We start from the raw sequence: 21,419 nt of genomic DNA, 5'->3' as shown, positions 1-21,419 counted from the left end.
TCCCCCTTTTATCGTTGCATTTCTTTTGGATTTTCACCGGACACATTAATGAGGCTATCCCAGCGATTGTGTTTGAGCCATTCGTTCATTCTTTCAATATCATTTGAAAACATACGGTCCGATGTGATCGGCGGGCAGATTGAACTGGCCTGTTCATAAATTTTTCTTGTTCTAGGTGCCATCCGGTCAATTCCTCTGAACCTTACCGCCTGAAGAGCACAAATGAGTTCGATTGCAAGCACCCTTCTCACATTTGTGATGATCTGGTAAGCATGCCTGGCGCCGATGGTTCCCATGCTGACATGGTCTTCCTGATTGGCGGACGAGGGAATGGAATCGACACTGGCAGGATGAGCCAGCGTTTTGTTCTCTGACACAAGAGAAGCCGCACAATATTGCATAATCATTGCTCCCGACTCAAGTCCAGGGTTCGGACTTAAAAAGGCGGGGAGATCACTCAGCTGCGGATTCACCATCCGCTCAATGCGCCGTTCCGAAATGTTGGCAAATTCAGCCATAGCTATACTGAGAAAATCCATCGCCAGCGCTACTGGCTGGCCATGAAAATTGCCGCCGGAAATAACTTTCCGTCCTTCATCAAAAATGAGGGGATTGTCTGTCGCTGCATTGATTTCGATTTCAAGTTTTTCCTTTACATAGCCCAGCGCCTGCCAGGAAGCTCCATGCACTTGAGGAATACAACGGATGGAATACGCATCCTGTACCCTTGCTTCTCCCTGTCTGGTCGTCAGCCCGCTTCCTTCTAAGTAGGAGAGGATCCGCTCTGCAACCTCACATTGTTCCTTGTAGCCCCGGGCGAGATGGATTTCTTTATCAAACGCATCTGTAATGGCCGTTAACCCCTCCATCGTCATTGCCGCAATGGATTCCGCCTGGCTGGCCAGTTGTTCCGCCTCCAGATAGGCTGCCACCCCCTGGGCAGTCATGGCCTGCGTCCCGTTGATCAATGCCAACCCCTCTTTTGCCGTAAGAGTAAGCGGCAGGATTTCCTCCTGAAGCAAGGCTTCCATCGCAGCGATTCGCTTCCCGTGATACCACACCTCCCCTTCCCCGATCAATACAAGAGCCAGATGGGAGAGCGGAGCTAAATCGCCGCTTGCTCCGAGAGAGCCCTGCTGGGGGATAACCGGATGAATCCGATGGTTTACGAGCTTCAGCAACGTTTCAACCACAACTCGTCTGACGCCGGAGTAACCCTTAAGCAAGGCATTAGCACGCAAGACGAGCATAAGGCGGCTGACCTCTTCCGGAAACGGTTCACCTACCCCGCAAGCATGACTTCTGATTAAATTCATTTGCAGCTTTTCTGTATCTTCAGGCGCAATATAGACATCGCTCAGCTTTCCAAAACCGGTGGTGATGCCATAAATTACTTCTCCCTGATCCACAATCCGCTCAACAGCACTCCGGCTCTTACCTACCCTCTCCATACTTTTTTTACAGGCAGCAACCTGTTCACCGTCTTTCATGATTCGTTTTGTTTCCTCAAGTGTCAGTGTATTTCCTGTCAAAATGACCATGACGATTCTGCTCCTTTTTCCCTTTAATGAAGTGCAAACAAAAAGAGGCTGCATTTAAAGAAACAGGCACACCTGTTGTCTTAAAATACAGCCCCCTGATCACTAATCACTATGGGCTTTTGTTATCTTTTGTTATATGTGGTTAATACCGAGTCCAATGGCTTCATGCTCAAGTCCCTTAACGGGGGCGCCAATGGTTCCATATAAAGCTACAGCAATCCATTCTCCTTCTTCGGGCTGCTCATATGGTTGGCCTCTGACCACGGAAAAACGCAGACCGACGGTGCGAAGAACAGTTCCCAACTGGACCTGGCCTCGTGTTACACCATGAAGCGCTTCCATAATCGCATGGTAGAGTGCATGAGTCTCCCGGTAGACGCTGCCGTTGATCACTTCATTCTTCTTGGCTGCTGTTTCAATCGCTGCAACAATTTTATTGGATTCCATTGAGCCTACCTTGCCGCTGCAATGAATCCAACCCAGTTCTTCCACGCTTTCCTGCCGGGCTTCATCCAACACATAAAGCATGGCAATCTTACCGATTCGCTTTTGTTCTGCAAGTGACATCCTACCACTTCTTTCGATCTTTCCACTAATGGCTGAGTACTATCCTCAGTGTATTCGTTTCTGAATTGTTCGTCAATTCCCTTTCAACAACTTATCACTTTAGCGAATCAGCACAACCCAATGTATAAACTAGCAATCTAGCGGACAAGCTGTAGGTAACAATTCATGAAAGAGAGTGATAGTGTTGATAACCGTACAAAAAGAAATCGTACGAGCCACCATGAAACGGCAGCCTGTAAAAAATGAAACCAGCACTGATTTTTTTATCGGGTATGATGAGCAGGATATACCTTTTCTTATTCTTCCAACGGCACCCGGACTATTGCTTGAGGATGAATGCTATGGCATATCTTTTCAGCGTGATGAGTTTAATCCTTACAAATATCACCTGGATACGCATATTGCACCGGTCGATCTGAACAGGATCCGGATGTTTATTGATCATCTGGCTTTCTTTTTCGGCCCTGACCACAATATGCTCAATTCGTACCTTCAGGCTTCCGGATATCAGGCTTATGTCTGCTGGAGCGAGAAAAAACAAGGGGAAATGATACGAGAAACCTTGATGAAATACGGATCTGTGAGCACAAAGGACGAAAAGAAGAGATACAGTGACCTCCTCTCCCAGCTTCTCGGCAGTTAACATAAGATGGTAACTTTTCTCACTTAATAATTGTTGACAAGCAAGCTCTTCGACAATATACTACAAATAGTTTGAAAATATAAATTTTCTATATTTTCTATTTATTTTAAAAATGGAGGCATCTATGAATATACTTCGAAAAAAATCCATTTCCGAGATGCTGGCACAAAGCCAGCAAAAAGGGCTAAGCCGTTCACTCGGAGCATTTGATCTTACCTTGTTGGGTATTGGCGCTATCATCGGAACCGGGATCTTTGTATTAACAGGAGTGGTTGCTGCCGAACATGCAGGCCCTGCCCTGATTCTTTCGTTCATTATTTCTGGACTCGCCTGTGCGTTTGCTGCTTTCTGTTATGCGGAATTTGCTTCAACGGTCCCCATTGCAGGCAGTGTTTACACCTACACGTACGCAACCCTTGGTGAAGTATTTGCCTTTTTGATCGGCTGGGACCTTATGCTTGAATACTTGCTGGCGACTTCAGCCGTTGCCACCGGTTGGTCCGCCTACTTTCAGTCACTGATCGCAGGATTTGGTCTTCACTTGCCTGCAGCACTGGCTTCCGCTCCCGGAACAGGAAAAGGCGGTATAATCAATCTTCCCGCTGTTATTATTATTTTGATCATTACAACCTTGTTGAGCAGGGGCATTCGCGAAAGTGCCCGTGTAAACAACATTATGGTTTTCATCAAGCTGGCTGTAATTGTGCTCTTCATCGTGGCTGGAATCGGCTATGTCAAACCGGACAACTGGTCACCATTTATGCCGTTTGGCTTTCAGGGTATCGTTGCCGGTGCCGCTACCGTATTCTTTGCTTATATTGGTTTTGATGCGGTTGCGACCGCGGCAGAAGAGGTCAAGCGTCCGCAACGCGATCTGCCGCTGGGAATCATCTGGTCGCTTGCAATCTGTACAGTACTTTATATTATTGTGTCCCTCATCTTAACGGGAATGGTGCCATTTGCCAAACTAAATGTGGCAGACCCGGTTTCTTTTGCTCTGCATTATGTGGGACAGGATTCCATTGCCGGTCTTGTATCAGTAGGTGCCATAACAGGAATTACCACCGTGCTTCTCGTCATGCTTTTTGCTCAGGTCCGCATTTCCTATGCAATGAGCCGTGACGGTTTGCTGCCTCCCGTTCTTTCGAAAGTCCATGAAAGGTTTAAAACACCGTTTAAAAACACATGGCTGACTGGATTTGTAGCAGCAGGGATTGCAGGATTTATCGATTTGACTACCCTTGCCCACCTCGTGAACATGGGGACATTGTCTGCTTTTGCACTCATTGCTGTTGCTGTTTTGATATTAAGGAAAACCCATCCTGATCTTAAACGTTCGTTTAAGGCCCCATTTGTTCCAGTCCTGCCAGTCCTGACCGTCATCTTCTGTCTGTACTTGATGATCAGTCTTCCGGCCATCACATGGATTTCATTTGTGATTTGGATTTCTATAGGGTTAATCATCTATTTCCTTTACGCCCGCCGAACAAGCAACCTAAATAATAAATAAGTAAAAAAGAACGTGTGCGTACTTACCGCACACGTTCTTTTATCCTGTAAACAGATCTCCATCCGGATAGCGGATATTCGACTTATCGGGTCTTGCAATTGAAAACGCGAGTGTAAGCGGCCCGATTTTCCCCAGGAACATCACGCAAATAATAATAATCTTTCCAATCAAAGTCAATTTAAAGGTAAACCCCATGGTAAGCCCCACTGTACCAAATGCCGATACCACTTCAAACAGAATCGTTAAAAATGGAGCTTTCTCCGTCATGGCCAACAGCATGACCCCCGTAAACACAAGCAGCATGCTAATGGTGGCAATGGCAAGGGCACGAAGGATAATTCCTGTTCTTATGGTCCGCTTCAGAACGGTAACTTCATTTTTTCCCCGCAAAAACGTAAGTACTGCAAAAATAATCACTATAAACGTCGTCAGCTTGATTCCTCCACCTGTAGAAGCGCTTCCTGCTCCAATAAACATCAGCATAATCATAAAGAGCAGGGAATCCTGCCTCATGCCAGCGATATCAATTGTATTGAACCCTGCCGTTCGGGGTGAGATTCCCTGAAAATAGGCAGCCCATATCTTCTCCCCCAATGACAAATGACCCAAGGTGTGCGGATTATTATATTCAAACGCGTAAAACACGAGAATGGAAACCACGTTGACAAACAGCGTGCTCCAAATCATGATACGAGAGTGGAGCGATAAATCTTTCCACTTTTTGCTGTACCAAAGGTCAACCAGTACGGTAAAACCAATCCCACCGGTAATGATCAATAAGGTAATAACAAGATTGACCGTCGGATCGCCCACATACCTCACCAAGTTATCAGGCCACAGCCCAAAACCTGCATTATTATAGGCGGCTATGGTGTGAAAAATACTATAGTAGATTCCTTTTCCCCAGCCAAGATCCGGTACCCATCGAAAAGAAAGGAGAATCACCGCAATGGCCTCAATCGACAGGGAAAAGATGAGAAGATTTCTGACCAGACGGATCACTCCGCCAATGGATGGCTGATTTAAGGCTTCCTGCATGATGAGACGCTGTTTAATGCCAATCCGTTTACCAAGCATAAGGACAACGAGAACGGCAAATGACATGATTCCGAGCCCTCCCACCTGGATCAGGAAGAGAATGACAATCTCGCCAAACAGGGTAAAAGTAGAGCCGGGATCAACCGTCACCAGGCCTGTTACTGTAGCTGCAGATACCGCCGTAAAGAACGCATCAATCCAGCTGACCCCTTTTTCAGATGCAATGGGCAGCTTAAGCAGCAAGGCTCCGGCCAGCACAAGCACCAGGAAAAGAAGGGCAAGGATTTGGGGAGGATTGAGCTGGATTGGTTCATACAGAAAAGCTCTCCGTTTTTCAACCTTCAGAGCCACTGAACGTTACACCCCTTCATTTTCAAATGTATTGAGATCTCTGTTTTGGCCAATCACCACAAGCATGTCCCCTTGTCTCAGCACCACATTTGCTATCGGAGAAACAAGAATATCATTGCCTTTTTTAATAGCCACGATATTGCACCCATATTTGGCACGGATATCAAGCTCGGTTAACGTTTTACCAGCCAGCTTGTCTGTTACCCCTACTTCGATAATGCTGTGTTCATGAGAAAGTTCAATAAAATCGATAATTTTTTCGGAGGTGATCAACTGGGCCACACGAAGGGCCATATCCCTTTCCGGATGAATAATCCGGTCTGCTCCAAGCTTATCAAGGACTTTATGGTGATAATCATTTGTTGCCTTGACCCATACCTTTTTAACACCCTCTTCTTTTAAGAGAAGGGTCGTCATAATACTGGATTGGATGTCTTCACCGATTGATACGATGACATGGTTAAAATTACAGATACCGAGCGCTTTCAATGCCTTTTCATCCGTCGAGTTTGCCTGAACAGCCTGGGTGGCAATATTGGCGAACTCATTGACCCGTTCGATATCCTTGTCCACCGCCATGACTTCATAGCCCATTTTTGCAAATTCCCTGCATATGCTTCCGCCAAAACGGCCCAATCCAATGACCGCAAACTGCTTGTCCATTTTTTTCTCTCCTTGTACGTCAAATATCCCTTTAGTTGGCAAATAAAAAAGACCATCAAAAAAATGGTCAGTCACTATTCAAACTGTCCCTTTCTTCCTTGTTTAACGCTTACGAGGTTAGCTGACGGATTAGGAATCGGAAGTATCCCCTCTTTAATAAAAAGATTCACCCCAAATGATTGGTTCCCCCGCTTTTAAGCTTATACAAAATCTTAAAATTAAGCGATCTAAAGGTTATGTAATTTTGAATAGTTATAATGTAATCCTGCAGGAATCAAATGTCAATCCTTTCTTTCCTTCCTTCATAAAAGGTTAAAAAAGACCCGCCGCCTGCATGCCAATGATGGTGAATCCAAGCAGCCAGACATAGATGGCAAAGCCTTTTAACGATCCCTTTTTTACAAGGGCGATCATCCACTTAACCGCCAAATACCCAAAAACCGCCGACATCACCGTACCGAGAAACAAGGAAAAAAAGGAGAGCTTTTCTGCCTGGCCCCCGAGCACATCTTTTATCTGCAGAAGACACCCGCCGGCAATGGCCGGAATGGACAGCAGAAACGAAAAATAGGCAGCTGTCCCCCTGTCAATCTTCCTGAAAAGCGCAGCTGCGATGGTCAGGCCTGACCTTGAAACGGCGGGCAATATGGCCGCACCTTGAAAGCTTCCGATCAGAACCGCATCCATTAGTGTGATGTCTTCCAATTCCTTATAACCCCTGGATTTCATGGAATCGGCAAGCCAAAGAATACAGCCGGTGGCGAGAAATTCCCACCCAACCGTAATTCCGGTTCTTGAGATTTCCTCAAAGTAATCCTTAAATGAAAGGCCGATAATGACAGTGGGAACGGTTCCCGCAACGAGAAGAAGTGACAGCCGGCTAAAAGGCTGACGAATCAGTTCCTTTATTTCTTTCCAATAAATCGTCATAACCGCGATCAGTGTTCCAATGTGAAGCATGCTGTCCAGAAACAAGCCTGCTTCATCCAACCGAAAGAAATGCCTGCCCAGCAGCAAATGGCCTGTGGAGCTAATCGGCAAAAATTCGGTTAATCCCTGTATGATCCCCAACACCACTGCTTCAATCCAATCCATTAGATCACCTCTTATCACACAGCATGATAAAGGTTATTCACTTGGGGACAAGGATAGTACAGATTTGGAGAACCTGGGGTGCGACTTTTACAGAACTCCGGAAAACAACCTGGCAGTTGATTCCTTCGTCCTTTCCCATACGCTCCTTTTATAAAAACCTACGGGTCTGATTTTTTCACTGTCCTTTATATCTTCTTCATAATGTTCCACAAGCTCCTCGATGGAAGAGGTCCCAGTGAGAAACACGTTGACTTCAAAATTCAGATGAAAACTCCTCATGTCCATGTTCGCCGTTCCGATGGAGGCAAGGTCTCCATCGACAATGATTACTTTTTGGTGCAAAAATCCTTTTTTATAGGAATATATTTCGATCCCGCTGCGCAGCAATTCCGGAAAGTAAGACCTGGTGGCATATTGGGTAAGAAACCCGTCATTGATTTCCGGTACCATAATCCTTACCTGAACCCCTTTTCTCGATGCAATCCTGAGCGCAGTGCGAATGGACTCTGTCGGTACAAAATAGGGTGTGGCAATCCATATCGATTTGGTGGCACAGGAAATCATGGAATAGTATAGATCACTCATGATGCCTTCCTGGGTATCCGGACCGCTTGGGACCACCTGAACGGCACCATCCCCCTTCACTGGTGTCGGGGTTAAATATTCTTCGGTTTCCAAAAGGTATTCGTCACTTACGTAATCCCAGTCGAGCAAAAATATGGCATGCAGGGTTTGCACCGCTTCCCCTTCCATTACCATGTGGGTATCTCTCCAAAAGCCCATCCGTTCATCTTCACCCAAATACTCAATCCCGACATTCAGGCCACCAACAAAGCCGACAGCACCATCAATCACAATGATTTTACGGTGATTTCGAAAATTGAATTTTTGGTTGAAAAATCCGTACTTAATAGGAAGGAAGGAATACACATGAATGCCTGCCTGCTTCATCCGGTCTACTTCGGCAGCAGACAGGGATAAGCTTCCAACAGCATCATACAGAAAACGGACCTCCACGCCTTCTTTTGCTTTTTCAATCAGAATATCTATGATTTCCTTTCCCAGGCGGTCCGATCTGAAAATGTAATACTCAATATGTATATAGCGTTTCGCTTCTGAAAGCCGTTTCTTAATTTCAGGAAATGTTTGGTCTCCATTTTTTAAAATGTTTGTTTGGGTAGCTGTATTTTGAAAGGTCATTGTGACGTTGTGGGAGAACCGGGCAAAGCATGCCTGATGATCATTAAAATCAGAGAAGTCGGGTTTTTGCTCCCTTTTCGCCAACAGCTGAAGCTCTTCCCGGTCATGTTTGCGCTTTGTGCGAAACAGGTGTCCTTTTAAGTAAAGCTGACCGGAATAAAGATAAAAGATATAGCCTAAAAGCGGCAAGAAAATCAGGGCATAGATCCAAACCAGAGTATGCTGCGCTGTCCTGTTTTCCAAAACCAGGGAATATAATGTAATCAGGATGATGGAAGCATACAGGGCAGCGAAGCCCCATTTCCAAAAAAAGCCCAGGTCAGAAAAAATAATAACATATAGTGCAGCGACCATTATAAGCACAAAAATAAATTCAATAATCCGTTTCATGGTACATTCTCCTACTGCTAATGGATTTATATGAAAAATTCCCTATAAAACCTTTCTTTAAACAGAAAGAAGGAGAAAGAACTCCCCCTCTTACCATTCGTCCCGATCATGTTCAAATAAATCAATGACCCCAAGCACAATGTGCGCCAATCCAAAGCCAAGCAGAACCTTTGAAAGACCGGAATATTTTCGGGTGGATGCGCCAAACGAAAAAGAGGCCAAACTCACAATGATTCCAAGTACAGTCGGGACCATCCCTTCTCTTCTCAGCATAACAGCACTACCTCCTTAAGCTGGAATAACCTTAGTATTTTCAACTTTACGGGGAGTATGATACACAAAGGAGGTTTTGACACAAAAAAACAACGGGAAAAATTCCCGTCGCTTTAAGGGGCCAAGGTCAAGGCTTTATGCTGCTTAGTGTCATTTCCGAATTTATCATAAATCGTAATCAGTGCTTCTAGGTCGTCCCTGGAAATTCTGCTCAGCAGATTTTCCATGCTTTCAAGCCGGCGCTCTTCCGCTTCTTTTAATATCCCACTGCCGGTTTCAGATAATTCAAGATATACAATCCTGCGGTCTGCTTCACTGCGATAGCGCTGCACATAATTTTTTTTATACAGTCGGTCTACGGCTACAGTCACAGCACTTGGCTTTACTTCAAGCACCTCCGCCAACTCCGTAACCGTCCAACGGTCCCTTTCCGAAAGCATTCTCATAAGGATGTATTGGGTCCGTGTCAAATCTCCATCACCTGTTGTTTCCGGATGCAAACTTTTTGACAGGATATAATGAGCCACTTCCAGCTTTTCTACATATGCCTTTAGTCCTTCTATTTTCATTGAATAGAGTCCCCCAACTTTATGATCTAATAACATTATACTAAAAAATCTAAACATTGGAAATTTATTTTTTTGAAAATTTGGATGTCCTAGGCTGAATGGCCCATTATAAAGACAAAAGGTGATGATTACTGGAAAATATATGGCGAAGTGAGTAGAAAAAAAGGTTGCTGAAGAGAGGCAGCTGGTTGGAAGGCGAAATACGAAGCAGAAAAATGGGCTTTTTCATCATGGCACTTGTCCAGACTTCAGCCGGCATACGAGCATAATGTAATCATGTAGAGAATATCACTCTCTCTGCCGGCCAGATGTCTCACCGGCAAAACAGCACTTCCCCACCCCAATTCTTCATCATGCGTTCGGCATTTTGCCATAATCAAAACGATTATGGCCTTTTTTTATTTTTTGGGAAGATGAAACGATGAGTATAGGTCTGTAAATTTGGACAGTTCAGCCGGCAAATCTCCTTTTGTAAATACCTGCTGAATTTCCCGGTGTGTAATCTCCATTCTCGACAGAGCGGGGTAAATGGAGAAATCCGATTTCTGGTTATACCGGGTTCCGATGGTTTGAAAAGCCTGGAGTGTGGATTCTTCAATGCCATTCACGTATTGGTGAATCTGATGAATTTGCTGCACAATCATTAAATATTCAGCTTTTAATCGCTGCATTTCGTCAATTTTCTTTTTCATGGTCCTTGTTGCCGCATCAACTTCCCGGTCTCTTGCCTGCAGCAGCGTATCAACAAATTCCCTCATCCTGTCATTTTTGCTTTCTTTCAATTCATCGAGAAGTTCCATTGCTTCTCTTTCTTTTGCCAGGAGACGAAGATACTCATCCTTGCTTTCATGGAGAGTTTCGATATCTACTCTTGAATTTCTTCGGCCGTATTGCCCAAGCAATTGCTCATATTCTCTTGAAGCTGTCTCCTTTTGTCTGTTAATCACTTTCCAACGATCATGGGCCTCTTTTATACGTTGCTCATAATCCTTGCTCATTTGATTGAATTGCTTAAGTTCGGGATACACACTCTTTGCTCCTTTCATCTGGATCGAACGATAACGGAAAAATTCTCCTGTTACAGTATTCGTTAAAGGATTTTGGTTTAGCGGCCTCGAAACATACACAGTTATGAACAATACATAGTAGAAAGAGGAACAGCCATGAAACGAGTTATCGCTGTCCGGCATTGTAAGGCATCAGGTCAGGAAAGAAACGCTGTCCTTACATAAGAAGGAATAGCCCAATCACAAAAGTTAAAAGCCTTTTTAATGATGAAACCCTTTGACCGGATCATTTCAAGCCCCTTTGTCCGTGCTGTGGATACCATCGAGCCCCTTGCACACTTCAAAAACCTGCCCATCGAAACAGATGAGCGCCTGGGAGAACGAATACTGTCTCAAATGGATCTGCCAGACTGGCTCGATCACCTTGAATATTCGTTTACCAACTTTGAAGCAGTACTTGAAGGTGGCGAATCCAGCCAGCGCGCAACCGACCGTGTTAGTGAGTTAATACGAGACATCCAAGCCTCTCCGGATCAATGTACCGTTCTTGTGACCCATGGGAATTTATTGGCGCTCTTGTTAAGAAGGTTTGATGAGCGCATCGGTTTTCCCGATTGGAAGCAGTTCTCCAATCCCGATGTGTATGAGGTCTTACTGGATGAGGGTCTTGCCCAAAAAATCCGGCTGTTAAACTGGGAGTTGTTTCCAAACCCCCAATCATGGTCACCTATACCCGAAACCTGTGTTGTAGCTAACATCACTATACAAAAACGGGAGGAATTCATCCATGAAAAAGGTAGTAGTAGCTTCAATTCTAGGTGCATCTCTTTTTGGTGCGAACGCAGGGATTTCACATGCGGCTGATTGCCCGCAATCACAAAACGTACAGGTACAGCAGGTTCAATCCAATGCTGATATCAATAAATTAATCGAATCTCTAAAGGAACAAGGATTCGATGTACAAGCTCAAAACGTTGAGCAAAAACAAGCTCCAGCTCAAGAAAAAACACAGGCAGCTCCAAAACAAGAGCAGCAAAAAACAAGTGAAGCGCCAAAATCTGACGCTGCAGCAGGACAGCTTACAGCTGATGAAAAACAAATGGTTGAAAAAGTAAACCAAGAGCGTGAAAAAGCAGGAGTAAAACCACTTCAAGTGGACATGGAACTAACTAAAATGGCCCGTGTAAAAGCACAGGACATGATCGATAATAACTATTTCGATCACAATTCACCTAAATACGGATCTCCATTTGATATGATGAAACAATTTGGTATCCAATACCAAACAGCAGGTGAAAACATTGCTGGAAACTCTTCAGTAGATGGAGCTCATACTGCACTTATGAACTCTCAAGGTCACCGTGAAAACATCCTTAAATCCGACTACACTAAAGTCGGCATCGGAATTGTGGACGGTGGAAAATACGGTAAAATGTTCGTACAAGAATTTACTGGATAATAATGATTTTGAAAGGGGCAGGCCTTAAGGGCTGCCTCTTTTTTTGCTTACAGATAGAACAATCAGAACAAAAAAGCCAACGAAACACCTGCTAAAGCAGTATGGTTAAAGTCAACTTTCAATGTGGCTCATTTAGGGGGATAAAGGTAAGGATATTTCAAAGGTCGTCCCTTTTCCCACTTCACTTGATACATTCACGGTACCTTTATGGTTTTCAATAATTTTATAACTGACCATCAGTCCGAGGCCGGTCCCATCTTCTTTCGTCGTATAAAAAGGTTTTCCAATTCGGTTTAACACTTTGTTGGGCATACCTGTTCCGTTATCGGTGAATGTGAAGTGAATGTACTTGCTATCTTTGCGTTTGGCTGTAATTGAAATCTTTCCGCCAGCATTACTTGCTTCAATCGCATTTTTAATCAGGTTGATAAATACTTGTTTCATCTGAAACGGATCACAATGACTATCCGGAAGATCTTCTTCGCACACAAGATCGAGCGTGATGTTTTTTAAGATCGCCTGTGTTTCCAGGAGAGAGACCGTTTCCTTCAGCGTATTGACCAGGCTGATTTTCTGTACCTCCTGGCGGTCCGTTTTGGCGAGGAGCAGAAATTCTTTAATAATATGGTCAATTCTATCCACCTCGTTCAGAATAATGGAATAATACACCTCATGAGCCTGTCCCTCGTTTTGCATGAGCTGTACAAAACCCTTCAGGCTTGTTAAAGGATTACGGATCTCATGGGCAACACCTGCAGCCATTTCCCCGACTACATTTAATGTTTCTGCTTTGCGCAGCCGTTCCTGGGTTTGCCTTCGCTCCGTAACATCCTGTAAAATCCCCAAATGGATCCCGGGAAGAATATCTTTTTTTCCCGTAAACTCAATCAGCCTTTTATTATGTGCAGTACCCCGGTTAAACTCCCACCTGTACGCAGGGTCAAGCAAGAACAAATCCCAATTGAGGGTTACATCAAATCCAGGCTCCCCGACGATAAACGCATCTATCCTGCTCCGTTCTACATCATAAGGACTGATTCCGAGCAGCCGGCGGGCGGCAGGATTGGCATCAAGAATGACACGGTTATCATCCAACAGCAGGGTAGGATGGATACTATGATTAAATATTTCTTTATATTTTTGCGACGATTCCCTTTGCTCTGCAACGGGATAATTGTTTCCGGAATAATCTGCAGTAGCACCTGCTACTTCGATTACTTTCCCATTGGAAAAGACAGGGGTAAGCGAGGTATACAGGGTTCTTTTTGCATTACCGGTCCTGTAAAAACACGGCACCCCGCCAAATGCTTTTTCAAAATAGGGCTTCAATTGTTCTGCCGGCTGACCGGTGGCCATTTCCCCCGATCCCATAAAGTGAAAACCCAATTCATCGGCTATCACGCCTTCCGAGAAGGTGATTGTATAGTTTCCGGCCGTTGTTCGTTTTAGTCGAAAATAGTGGACTGAATCCATTTCCAAGGTAGTAATCTGCATATCCTCCCTTAGAGGTTTTTCTTGCGTCCTCTGCAGTTTCATCATTTTTACCAATGATCGTTCAACCATGGTTATACCCCTTTTCCTCCATAGTTGGATTGATATAGCCTCTATTCCCCTTTTACTATTTCGCTAAAAAGTCAAAAACTCCTAGTATTCGAATTGCCTAATTTTTCAATGTAAAATTTTAGGATAAAAAGACTAAAACCCCCGTGAAAAGGGGGTTATTTGGAGCGTTTAATAAACTCTGACATAAGACTAGGTGATAACGCGCCAATAATTTTTTTTTGGACCACTCCGTTGGAATCAATCAAATAACTGGTAGGAAGCGAAACAGCCTGAAATTTTTTACTGACTTTCCCCTCCCGATCAAGCAGAACCGGAAAGGAGGCTTTTCGATGCTCTACATAATCGGAGACTGCCTCCGTACTTTTTTCCGTATACCTTAGATTGATTGCCACAATCTCCAGTTGATCATCTTTATGGCGGCTGTACATTTTCTGCATATCCGGCATTTCTTTACGGCAAGGAGGACACCATGTAGCCCAAAAGTTCAAAATGACTTTTTTCCCCCGAAACTCTTTTAACGAAACGGTTTTCCCTTCCAACGAAGTCAAAGCAGCATCTGGAAGGGTATTGCCGGGCTTCAGGCCTGTCTGTCCGTTTCCGTTCACCGGTTGAAAGCTTTCTGTCGGCTTTGGATTTTCATGGACGCTGTGGGATTCCTTCTGTGACGTCCAGACACCAATCCCGATCAGTGCAGTCAGTACTAAAATCATCAATAATGGTTTTGTTTTCATGAAAAAGCCCAGACCCCTTTTTTTCTCCAAAGTTTAACAAACACTTCCTGTACCACATCTTCGGCGGCATCCTTACTCTGGGTCATTCGGAAGGCAAAGGAAAACAGCAGTTTTTCATATCGATCGCAAATCTGCTCCAGGGCTGATTTATCCCCATTTTGAACTTTGGTATAAAGTTCAAAATCAGTAAGCTTTGACATACTATTCTCCTTAGGTTGGTTTTACTGCTATTATACCGATTGAGTTTCTCTTTGTCTTATCCCATCGGAAAGTAGTTATAAAGCTAACGTACGAAATTGACATTTGGATGACTTTTTTCGTAAATTCTTTCACCTGTCTCCCACTATTGACCTATAAATATCCGTTTGAATCAGCCGATATACATAATATACGAAAATAGCAAAAAACGAGGATGAAACAAAAATGGACAAAACATCAGTTATCGGCATCATCACGGGCATTATTGCCATAGGAGCCGGGATGGTTCTAAAAGGGGTTGCACTTTCTTCCCTGTTCAATCCTGCGGCATTACTGATTATTTTTGCAGGGACGGCAGCAGCCATATTGATTGCCTTTCCGGTACATGAAGTAAAAAAGCTTCCCGGCCTTTTTAAACTATTGTTTACAGACCAAAAGGTCGTTCCCATTGAAGACTTGATCCGTCTCTTTATCCAGTGGGCGACGATTGCAAGAAAAGAAGGTCTGCTTGCTCTAGAGCCGATGTCGGAAGAAATTGATGATTCTTTCTTAAAGCAAGGAGTTAAAATGATCGTGGATGGACAATCTCCTGAATTTATAAAAGATGTTTTATTGAAAGATCTCGAGACCATGGAGGACCGGCATTTAAGCAACGCAGCCATTTTTACACAGGCAGGAACGTACGCGCCGACACTGGGAGTGCTGGGAGCTGTGGTGGGTCTTGTCGCCGCCCTGAGCCACATGGACGATATTGAAGCGCTTGGCCATGCTATATCCGCCGCGTTCATTGCCACCCTGTTTGGTATTTTTACGGGATATGTTTTATGGCATCCTTTTGCAAATAAACTGAAGCGAAAATCACAGCACGAGATCTTCCTCAAGGAAATCATGATTGAAGGCATCCTTTCCATACAAGATGGAACCTCTCCAAAAATCCTGGAAGAAAAATTATTAACGTATGTGCCATCCAGTGAACGAGAGAAGGTTAAGGAAGGTGTAAATAATGGCTAGAAGGAAGAGGAAGAAGCACGATGATCATGTGGATGAATCCTGGCTGGTTCCCTATTCAGACATGCTGACCCTTCTTCTGGCACTGTTCATCGTTCTGTTCGCCATGAGTGAGGTCGATGCCTCCAAATTCAAGCAGATGGCAAGTGCATTCAATGACGAATTTACAGGAGGAACCGGCATGATGGAGGAACAAGCGCCCATTTCATCTCCGGAAACAGATCCACTGCCGGACAAAGAGAAGCTGGTTCAACTGTCCCTTCAGGAAAAAGAACGCATGGAAAAAGCGAAGAAGGAACTGGAATCCCTTCAAGAGGTAAAAAAACACATTGACAATTTTATCGAAGACAAGGACCTGTCAAAAAGCCTGCAGACCAAACTGACGGAAAACGGGCTGTTAATTACCATTTTAGATAATGCGCTGTTTGATTCGGGAAGCGCGGAAGTCAAACCGGAATCAGTAGGCATTGGGAAAGATTTATCCAAACTGCTTGTGACGAATCCGCCGCGAAACATTATTATCGCAGGGCATACCGATAACGTTCCAATCAAGAATGCGCAGTATACGTCCAATTGGGAACTGAGCGCGATGCGTGCCATTAATTTTATGCAGATTTTGCGCACCAACCCCAATCTCTCCCCTAAAACGCTCAGTGCCAGCGGATATGGCGAATATCGTCCGAGAGCGAGCAACAAAACAGCTGAAGGCAGAGCGAAAAACCGGCGGGTTGAGGTTCTCGTCCTTCCAAACTACAGCCTTGAAAAAGACAAATGAAAGGCGGGGCAATGTGCCCCGCCTTTTTTACTGCTGCTTTTGCTGCTTTGCATTTTGAAGTTCTTTTGGCTGATATTTGTCCTTGTAGGAATCAAGGAAGGTGATTCTCTCGAGCATGGTGGGATGCCCGTATAAAAAGAATTTCACCAGCTTTGGCGGATTCACCTCGCTGAGTCCGGAAATCGTCAGCTTCTGAAAAGCTCCTACAGCCGCTTCTGGATCTTTAGTCATTTCAATGGCGTACCGGTCTGCATCTTTTTCGGCTTTACGGGAAACGGCATTTTCCACTGGTCCGGCCAGAAAAGAGAGAAGACTGAATATCAAAAGCAGAACAGGGAGTCCGGCAATATCCCCTGGTCCTTTAATTCCCCATCGTTTCCCCCATTTTGCCAGGGCCCACGTATAGACCTTGCTTCCCAGAAATAACCCGAAAAGCGTAAGAATAATCGCTCCGATCAAATTCTGGTACAAGTGGTTCATCACATAATGTCCCATTTCATGTGCCATGACGAATAAAACCTGTTTATCATTCAAACGATCAAGTGTGGTATCCCACAGCACAATCCGCAAATTCGAGCCGATTCCATTCACATAAGCGTTCAGGGAGTTTGTCTTTTCTGACATATTCACTTCATAAACATTTGAAGCGGGTATCTCCGCCCGGTCGGCAAGCGTCAAGATCTTTTCTTTTAACGCCTGGTCCTTCAATGGATAGAATTTGTTGTACAACGGATCAATCACAACTGGCTGGATAAAGTACATGAAAATGGTAAATGGAATGGAAATCAGCCAAGCATACAGCCACCATTTCTTTTTGGATTTCCTGATAAAGAAATAGATGACAACAACGGTGAGAAAGGTAAATAACCATCCCACCCAAAAATCGATGAGACTGTCCTTCATCCAGCCTTTGAACAGCTGAACTGAAATGTGATAATCCCTGGAAACAGTATAGCTGTAATATCGCAGCGGGAACGTCAAAAGCCAGCTTACAAAAGAAAGCAATAGAACATAAAGCCCGGTATGAACGAGTGAAAACCGGGTGATGCCCTTCACGGCGCTGCGCATCTTTTTCGAAAGGCCAAATCCCAATACAAGCAGGTAAATCAACCATTCCAATGGAACGGATACGAAGTAAATCCAGTCTTTAAGCCGGGAGAAATCATAGCTCAGTTTCAACTGACGGCCGTTCATAAACATGGTCGGATCAGCGGCCGATCCCCGGTACTGAATCGGCAGCTCAGTATGAGCTCCATGCAACAAGTAATACCACATCAGCACACCATATAAAATAAAGCCTGTGGCAAACAAAAGTGCCTTTTTCACACGCTCTCCTCCTTACGGACATCCTATTACCTAGTTTAGGTAACTTTGTCCGAAATAGAACAAAAAAGAGCTAAGGTGGTCCATTCTTTAAAAAGCATCCGCCAGCGTGGGAACCACCGTTAAATTATCATGCTGTAATTGGTAGCCGTTGGGCTGTATGTATACTGCGTTTAAGCCCATTAGCAGGGCAGGAGCAATCTCATTGATAAAGTTATCACCGATGGAAACCGCTTTCTCCGGAACAATCTTCCATTTCGCCAGGATCTCAGACAATACTTCTTTTGTTTTGACCGGCTTTTGGGTGGATGGATAAATGACATGGAAAAGTCCGTCCAGACCCAGCTCCTTGAGAAGTCTTAGCACATCATCTTCTTCACTGTTTGTCATTAAGACAAGGTACTTGTCCTTTTTCAGGCGTTCCAGGCTTTCTTTTAAACCAGGTGTTTTAGATAATGAAAATTCATCACTGACCATATAGAGTTTTGTCGCGTTATAGGCGTCCCATGTATCCTGCTGCGTAAGGCCGTAATGCATGGCAGTGACATAAGGCAGCCACCATCCGTCACCAATGGCGATAAACCGTTCGAAATCATAGAGTAACTCACCAGGATATTCCCTTTTCAAGGTTTCTTCTTCCATGGGGGAGCCATCCCAGTGATGAGCAGCGGTTACCTGCAGGGTTAGAGGATCAACCGTAAGTGCCATGTCCAATTTCAGGTCATACACTTTTCCAACGGCCACCGGATGAAGCCCCTTCTTCATTTTCTCGTACGCCCCGTAAAATTCCTCCTGAATCCCACGGTCTGCCCGTTGCTGGAGCAAACGACAGTAATAGTCAAAATGGTCCGTGTCCTCGTATAAGGTTCCGTCCAGATCAAAGATTAAAAGCTCACTATTTTCTATCAGATCTCTCAACTCTTCTCCACTCCTTTCCCCATCTATTGTATTCGCAATAAGCGGTGAAGTAAAACAGGACTGATCCTTTTCCAGTGTTTGTGATCGCTGTTTTCCGGCCAAAATAAGACTAGTGAAAAAGAGGTGAGCGCATGGACGGAATGGTAGAAACGGCATACAGGACCCTATTGGGACTGGCTTTCTTATTATTGTTCACAAAAGTCCTCGGCAAAAGCAGTTGGGTGAACTTACATACTTCAATTACGCAACAAGCATCGCCTTTGGAAACATCGTCGGAGAGATGATCATTCATTATAAGGATGTTTCCATTTCCAACGGAATTGTTGCTGTGGTCATTTGGGTGCTCTTGATCCTGGGCATTGAATTTCGTGGATGGGAAACTGATGAGAGGGAATTTGAAGGAATACGGACTAAGTGATAAATGGGTACAGAGCAAGCTTCATAAAGCCGGCATTTCCTCCAGCAAATCGGTGTTTCTCGCACAGCTTCAAGAAGATGGAACACTGTATATTGCTCCCAAGGACAATACAAAGCCGCTCATTGTCTGAGCGGCTTCGCGTTTTATTTAGCTTCTGCTTTATGATGAGGATCACGGTTTTCTTTTATAAGCCGGTGAAGCTTATCCGGGAAGTTCGTAAACATTCCGGTAACTCCCCAATCAATCAGCCTTTGCATATCCGTTGCCTCATTTACTGTATAAGGATGCACATCCAGGTGGGCTTGACGCGCGGTTTGCACATAGGCTTGGTCCAGGTAATTGAAGTTCGGCCCGATCCCCACTGCATATTTCTTCATGTCTGCTGCTTCCTGATCCGTCAGAACAGCATGCTTCTTGTAGGATAACAACTGGATCAATCTCACTGATGGATCAAGCTCATGCACTTTCAACAGGCTTTCTTTGCTGAACGATTGGACAAGCAGTGTATCCTTGTTGATATCATACTTGTTGACTAAACGAAGGAGAGCCTCTTCCATCCCAGGGTATACATCCGGTGATTTGGTTTCGATGTAATATTTTTTATTTTTCCCAAACGTCTTAAAGATTTCTTCAAGCGTCGGAACCTTTAATCCTTCATAGCGTGGATTGGCATATTGCGGGTATTTTTCGTTAAACCAAGAGCCCGCATCCAGCTTTTTAATCTGCTCCAGCGTAAAATCTTTGACCTTTCCTGTCCCATCTGTCGTACGGTCAACCGTCTCATCATGCATCGCAATCAGCTTGCCGTCTTTTGTCATTTGAAGATCGATTTCTATGTAATCTCCATGCATGCGGTCACCCATTTTATAAGAAGTGAGCGTATGCTCCGGCGCATAGCCTGACGCTCCCCGGTGGGCGATATCGAGCACATCATCATGCGGATTTTTTGCCGCCTCCGTCGTTGCCCCCGCAAATAAGCTTGCCCCAAGAACAGCTGCACCCAGCAAAGTTTTCATTTTTTTATTCAATTTTCTCTCCCCTTCCGCTTTTCCAACTGAGAAAAGCGTATCAAGGGAGTATTAAGCCTGATTGAAGACGAAGTAAATAAACTGTAAAGGTGTGTAACGTTCGGATTACAACACAAAAAAACCCGGCGTGTTAAGCCAGGCTTGTTTTCCGTTCTTCGAGATAATTTTCAATGGCATAGGCGACGCCGCTTTCGTCATTTGTCTTGGTCACGAATTTGGCGATAGTTTTGATTTCATCATAGGCATTGCCCATGGCAACGCTGATGCCCGCCTTTTCAAGCATGGAAACATCATTGTAATTATCACCTATTGCCATCGTGTCCTCAAGACTGATTTTATTCAGCTTCGCAAATTTTTCGAGTGCAAATCCCTTTTGTGCATCTGCATTAGTAATTTCAAGGTTGTTGTTTGCGGAAGAACTGACCGCCAGATGATCAATCTGTTTCAATCGTTCAACCGAATTGGCCACTTTTTCCGGTTCGCTGGAAAATGCCAGCACTTTATAAATTTCAAGGCCTTCTCTTTCCATCAAGAGGTCGTAATCATGGATATACTTGACCGTCCCAAGCTTAAAACGGCGCAATGCGGCTTTATGCACATCATCTTCTGTCGCATCCGGATTGGAGGTGAGTACAATATCCTTCATTACCTTGAAGGCCTTCTCACGGTTATCGGTATAGGTCCCCTCACTGGTATAGACTTCATAATAAATGTTGTTTGCGCGCAGCGCCTTTTCCACATTAAAATATTGCTTGAACGGAATTGGGATACTGGTGACTTTCTCCCATTTCTCATTACGGATTTCTGCTCCGTTCACACAAATCAACGGAAGATGCAGCTCTGCTTCACCAAGTGTATAGCGTGCTTCATCAAAGGATCTTCCCGTCGCAATAACCACCATATGCCCTTTTTCACGAGCCCTTTGAATGGCTTCCTTGTTTGCTTTGGTAACCTTCAGTTGTTTGCTGACAAGTGTTCCATCCATGTCTATTGCGATAAGTTTCATTTAACAATCATCCTTTATCTCCGTCTTTCCTTTTTCAGTGTGCCCTTTTTCATAAAAAAAAGAGCTAAGTATAGCTCTTTACCCTTTAATCTCTATGAAAAAAACCTGAAAAAATGTCCAGGAAGGCATGAAAAACTTCCAGAGA

General features: G+C 44.4%; 23 protein-coding genes, 1 pseudogene and 1 riboswitch. Of the genes and pseudogenes, 8 read left to right on the top strand and 16 right to left on the bottom strand.

The features are described from left to right. Window positions 1-8: 8 nt before the first annotated feature. Both hutH and hutP read right to left on the bottom strand, forming a co-directional pair. A complete protein-coding gene (gene hutH / locus AS030_RS00945; RefSeq protein WP_176716368.1) occupies window positions 9-1,541 on the bottom strand; it encodes a histidine ammonia-lyase in 1,533 nt (510 codons plus the stop codon). A 132-nt stretch (window positions 1,542-1,673) separates the two neighbouring features. Further along, window positions 1,674-2,108: a hut operon transcriptional regulator HutP gene (gene hutP, locus AS030_RS00940; protein ID WP_061967383.1), complete on the bottom strand. Its 435-nt coding sequence runs from the start codon at window positions 2,106-2,108 to the stop codon at window positions 1,674-1,676. Between the two features lie 181 nt (window positions 2,109-2,289). Here hutP and AS030_RS00935 point away from each other — a divergent pair, with 181 nt between their 5' ends. Further along, a complete protein-coding gene (locus AS030_RS00935; RefSeq protein ID WP_061967381.1) occupies window positions 2,290-2,751 on the top strand; it encodes a hypothetical protein in 462 nt (153 codons plus the stop codon). Window positions 2,752-2,875: 124 nt separating this feature from the next. After that, window positions 2,876-4,261: a branched-chain amino acid transporter BcaP gene (locus tag AS030_RS00930; protein WP_082635664.1), complete on the top strand. Its 1,386-nt coding sequence runs from the start codon at window positions 2,876-2,878 to the stop codon at window positions 4,259-4,261. A 39-nt stretch (window positions 4,262-4,300) separates the two neighbouring features. On the opposite strand, the gene AS030_RS00925 is transcribed toward AS030_RS00930, so the two are convergent. From AS030_RS00925 to AS030_RS00895, 7 genes are all read right to left on the bottom strand, one after another. After that, a complete protein-coding gene (locus AS030_RS00925; protein WP_061971393.1) occupies window positions 4,301-5,644 on the bottom strand; it encodes a TrkH family potassium uptake protein in 1,344 nt (447 codons plus the stop codon). A gap of 12 nt (window positions 5,645-5,656) precedes the next feature. Continuing rightward, window positions 5,657-6,313 (bottom strand): potassium channel family protein, encoded by a 657-nt coding sequence (locus AS030_RS00920; protein WP_061967377.1) that lies wholly within the window; start codon window positions 6,311-6,313, stop codon window positions 5,657-5,659. 91 nt (window positions 6,314-6,404) lie between these two features. After that, a riboswitch (cyclic di-AMP (ydaO/yuaA leader) is annotated at window positions 6,405-6,548 on the bottom strand. Between the two features lie 77 nt (window positions 6,549-6,625). Beyond that, entirely contained in the window at window positions 6,626-7,408 is a 783-nt protein-coding gene (locus tag AS030_RS00915) for an undecaprenyl-diphosphate phosphatase (RefSeq protein ID WP_061967374.1), read from the bottom strand. An 87-nt stretch (window positions 7,409-7,495) separates the two neighbouring features. Beyond that, on the bottom strand, window positions 7,496-8,998 hold the full coding sequence (gene cls / locus AS030_RS00910) for a cardiolipin synthase (RefSeq protein ID WP_061967371.1): 1,503 nt from the start codon (window positions 8,996-8,998) through the stop codon (window positions 7,496-7,498). 90 nt (window positions 8,999-9,088) lie between these two features. Next, window positions 9,089-9,271 (bottom strand): hypothetical protein, encoded by a 183-nt coding sequence (locus AS030_RS00905; RefSeq protein ID WP_061967369.1) that lies wholly within the window; start codon window positions 9,269-9,271, stop codon window positions 9,089-9,091. Window positions 9,272-9,384: 113 nt separating this feature from the next. Beyond that, complete coding sequence (locus tag AS030_RS00900) at window positions 9,385-9,840, bottom strand: MarR family transcriptional regulator (protein WP_061967367.1); 456 nt, start codon at window positions 9,838-9,840, stop codon at window positions 9,385-9,387. Between the two features lie 398 nt (window positions 9,841-10,238). Next, a complete protein-coding gene (locus AS030_RS00895) occupies window positions 10,239-10,868 on the bottom strand; it encodes a hypothetical protein (RefSeq protein WP_162264534.1) in 630 nt (209 codons plus the stop codon). A gap of 135 nt (window positions 10,869-11,003) precedes the next feature. Between AS030_RS00895 and AS030_RS22795 the strand changes: the two are divergent. Beyond that, window positions 11,004-11,546, top strand: a pseudogene (locus AS030_RS22795) (histidine phosphatase family protein); the annotation flags it as partial. Between the two features lie 88 nt (window positions 11,547-11,634). Further along, on the top strand, window positions 11,635-12,306 hold the full coding sequence (locus tag AS030_RS00890; RefSeq protein WP_061967362.1) for a CAP domain-containing protein: 672 nt from the start codon (window positions 11,635-11,637) through the stop codon (window positions 12,304-12,306). Window positions 12,307-12,438: 132 nt separating this feature from the next. Here the strand turns inward: AS030_RS00890 and AS030_RS00885 are convergent, their stop codons facing one another. The 3 genes from AS030_RS00885 to AS030_RS00875 all read right to left on the bottom strand — a co-directional run bounded on the left by AS030_RS00885 (window position 12,439) and on the right by AS030_RS00875 (window position 14,800). Further along, window positions 12,439-13,869 (bottom strand): ATP-binding protein, encoded by a 1,431-nt coding sequence (locus AS030_RS00885; protein ID WP_061967360.1) that lies wholly within the window; start codon window positions 13,867-13,869, stop codon window positions 12,439-12,441. A 155-nt stretch (window positions 13,870-14,024) separates the two neighbouring features. Then, window positions 14,025-14,600 (bottom strand): TlpA disulfide reductase family protein, encoded by a 576-nt coding sequence (locus tag AS030_RS00880; protein ID WP_061967357.1) that lies wholly within the window; start codon window positions 14,598-14,600, stop codon window positions 14,025-14,027. After that, entirely contained in the window at window positions 14,597-14,800 is a 204-nt protein-coding gene (locus tag AS030_RS00875; RefSeq protein ID WP_061967355.1) for an RNA polymerase sigma factor, read from the bottom strand. The genes AS030_RS00880 and AS030_RS00875 overlap by 4 nt, the downstream gene beginning before the upstream one ends. Window positions 14,801-15,023: 223 nt before the next feature. Here AS030_RS00875 and motA point away from each other — a divergent pair, with 223 nt between their 5' ends. Both motA and motB read left to right on the top strand, forming a co-directional pair. Then, on the top strand, window positions 15,024-15,809 hold the full coding sequence (gene motA / locus AS030_RS00870; RefSeq protein ID WP_061967353.1) for a flagellar motor stator protein MotA: 786 nt from the start codon (window positions 15,024-15,026) through the stop codon (window positions 15,807-15,809). Continuing rightward, the gene (gene motB, locus AS030_RS00865; protein ID WP_061967351.1) at window positions 15,802-16,581 is read left to right on the top strand and encodes a flagellar motor protein MotB; all 780 of its coding nucleotides are present in this window, start codon (window positions 15,802-15,804) and stop codon (window positions 16,579-16,581) included. The genes motA and motB overlap by 8 nt, the downstream gene beginning before the upstream one ends. Before the next feature lie 27 nt (window positions 16,582-16,608). On the opposite strand, the gene AS030_RS00860 is transcribed toward motB, so the two are convergent. After that, on the bottom strand, window positions 16,609-17,907 hold the full coding sequence (locus AS030_RS00860) for a M48 family metallopeptidase (RefSeq protein ID WP_061967348.1): 1,299 nt from the start codon (window positions 17,905-17,907) through the stop codon (window positions 16,609-16,611). Between the two features lie 87 nt (window positions 17,908-17,994). Beyond that, window positions 17,995-18,822 carry an HAD family hydrolase gene (locus AS030_RS00855; protein ID WP_061967346.1) on the bottom strand — a complete coding sequence of 276 codons (828 nt, stop codon included), beginning with the start codon at window positions 18,820-18,822 and terminating at the stop codon, window positions 17,995-17,997. A gap of 154 nt (window positions 18,823-18,976) precedes the next feature. On the opposite strand from AS030_RS00855, the gene AS030_RS24735 reads away from it, so the two are divergent. Together AS030_RS24735 and AS030_RS23310 are read left to right on the top strand one after the other, a co-directional pair. Further along, window positions 18,977-19,240 (top strand): hypothetical protein, encoded by a 264-nt coding sequence (locus tag AS030_RS24735; RefSeq protein WP_420889642.1) that lies wholly within the window; start codon window positions 18,977-18,979, stop codon window positions 19,238-19,240. Next, window positions 19,206-19,370: a YetF domain-containing protein gene (locus tag AS030_RS23310; RefSeq protein ID WP_141686998.1), complete on the top strand. Its 165-nt coding sequence runs from the start codon at window positions 19,206-19,208 to the stop codon at window positions 19,368-19,370. Before AS030_RS24735 ends, AS030_RS23310 begins: the two co-directional genes overlap by 35 nt. 13 nt (window positions 19,371-19,383) lie before the next feature. Here the strand turns inward: AS030_RS23310 and AS030_RS00850 are convergent, their stop codons facing one another. Then, entirely contained in the window at window positions 19,384-20,268 is an 885-nt protein-coding gene (locus tag AS030_RS00850) for a glycerophosphodiester phosphodiesterase (RefSeq protein WP_061967344.1), read from the bottom strand. A 130-nt stretch (window positions 20,269-20,398) separates the two neighbouring features. Further along, the gene (locus AS030_RS00845) at window positions 20,399-21,274 is read right to left on the bottom strand and encodes a Cof-type HAD-IIB family hydrolase (protein ID WP_061967342.1); all 876 of its coding nucleotides are present in this window, start codon (window positions 21,272-21,274) and stop codon (window positions 20,399-20,401) included. Window positions 21,275-21,419 lie beyond the last annotated feature (145 nt).

The organism is Fictibacillus enclensis, from assembly GCF_001457035.1.
Classification (GTDB): domain Bacteria; phylum Bacillota; class Bacilli; order Bacillales; family Fictibacillaceae; genus Fictibacillus_C; species Fictibacillus_C enclensis.
Note: the sequence above shows the minus strand (reverse complement) of the source record. Positions and strands in the feature narration are given on the sequence as shown.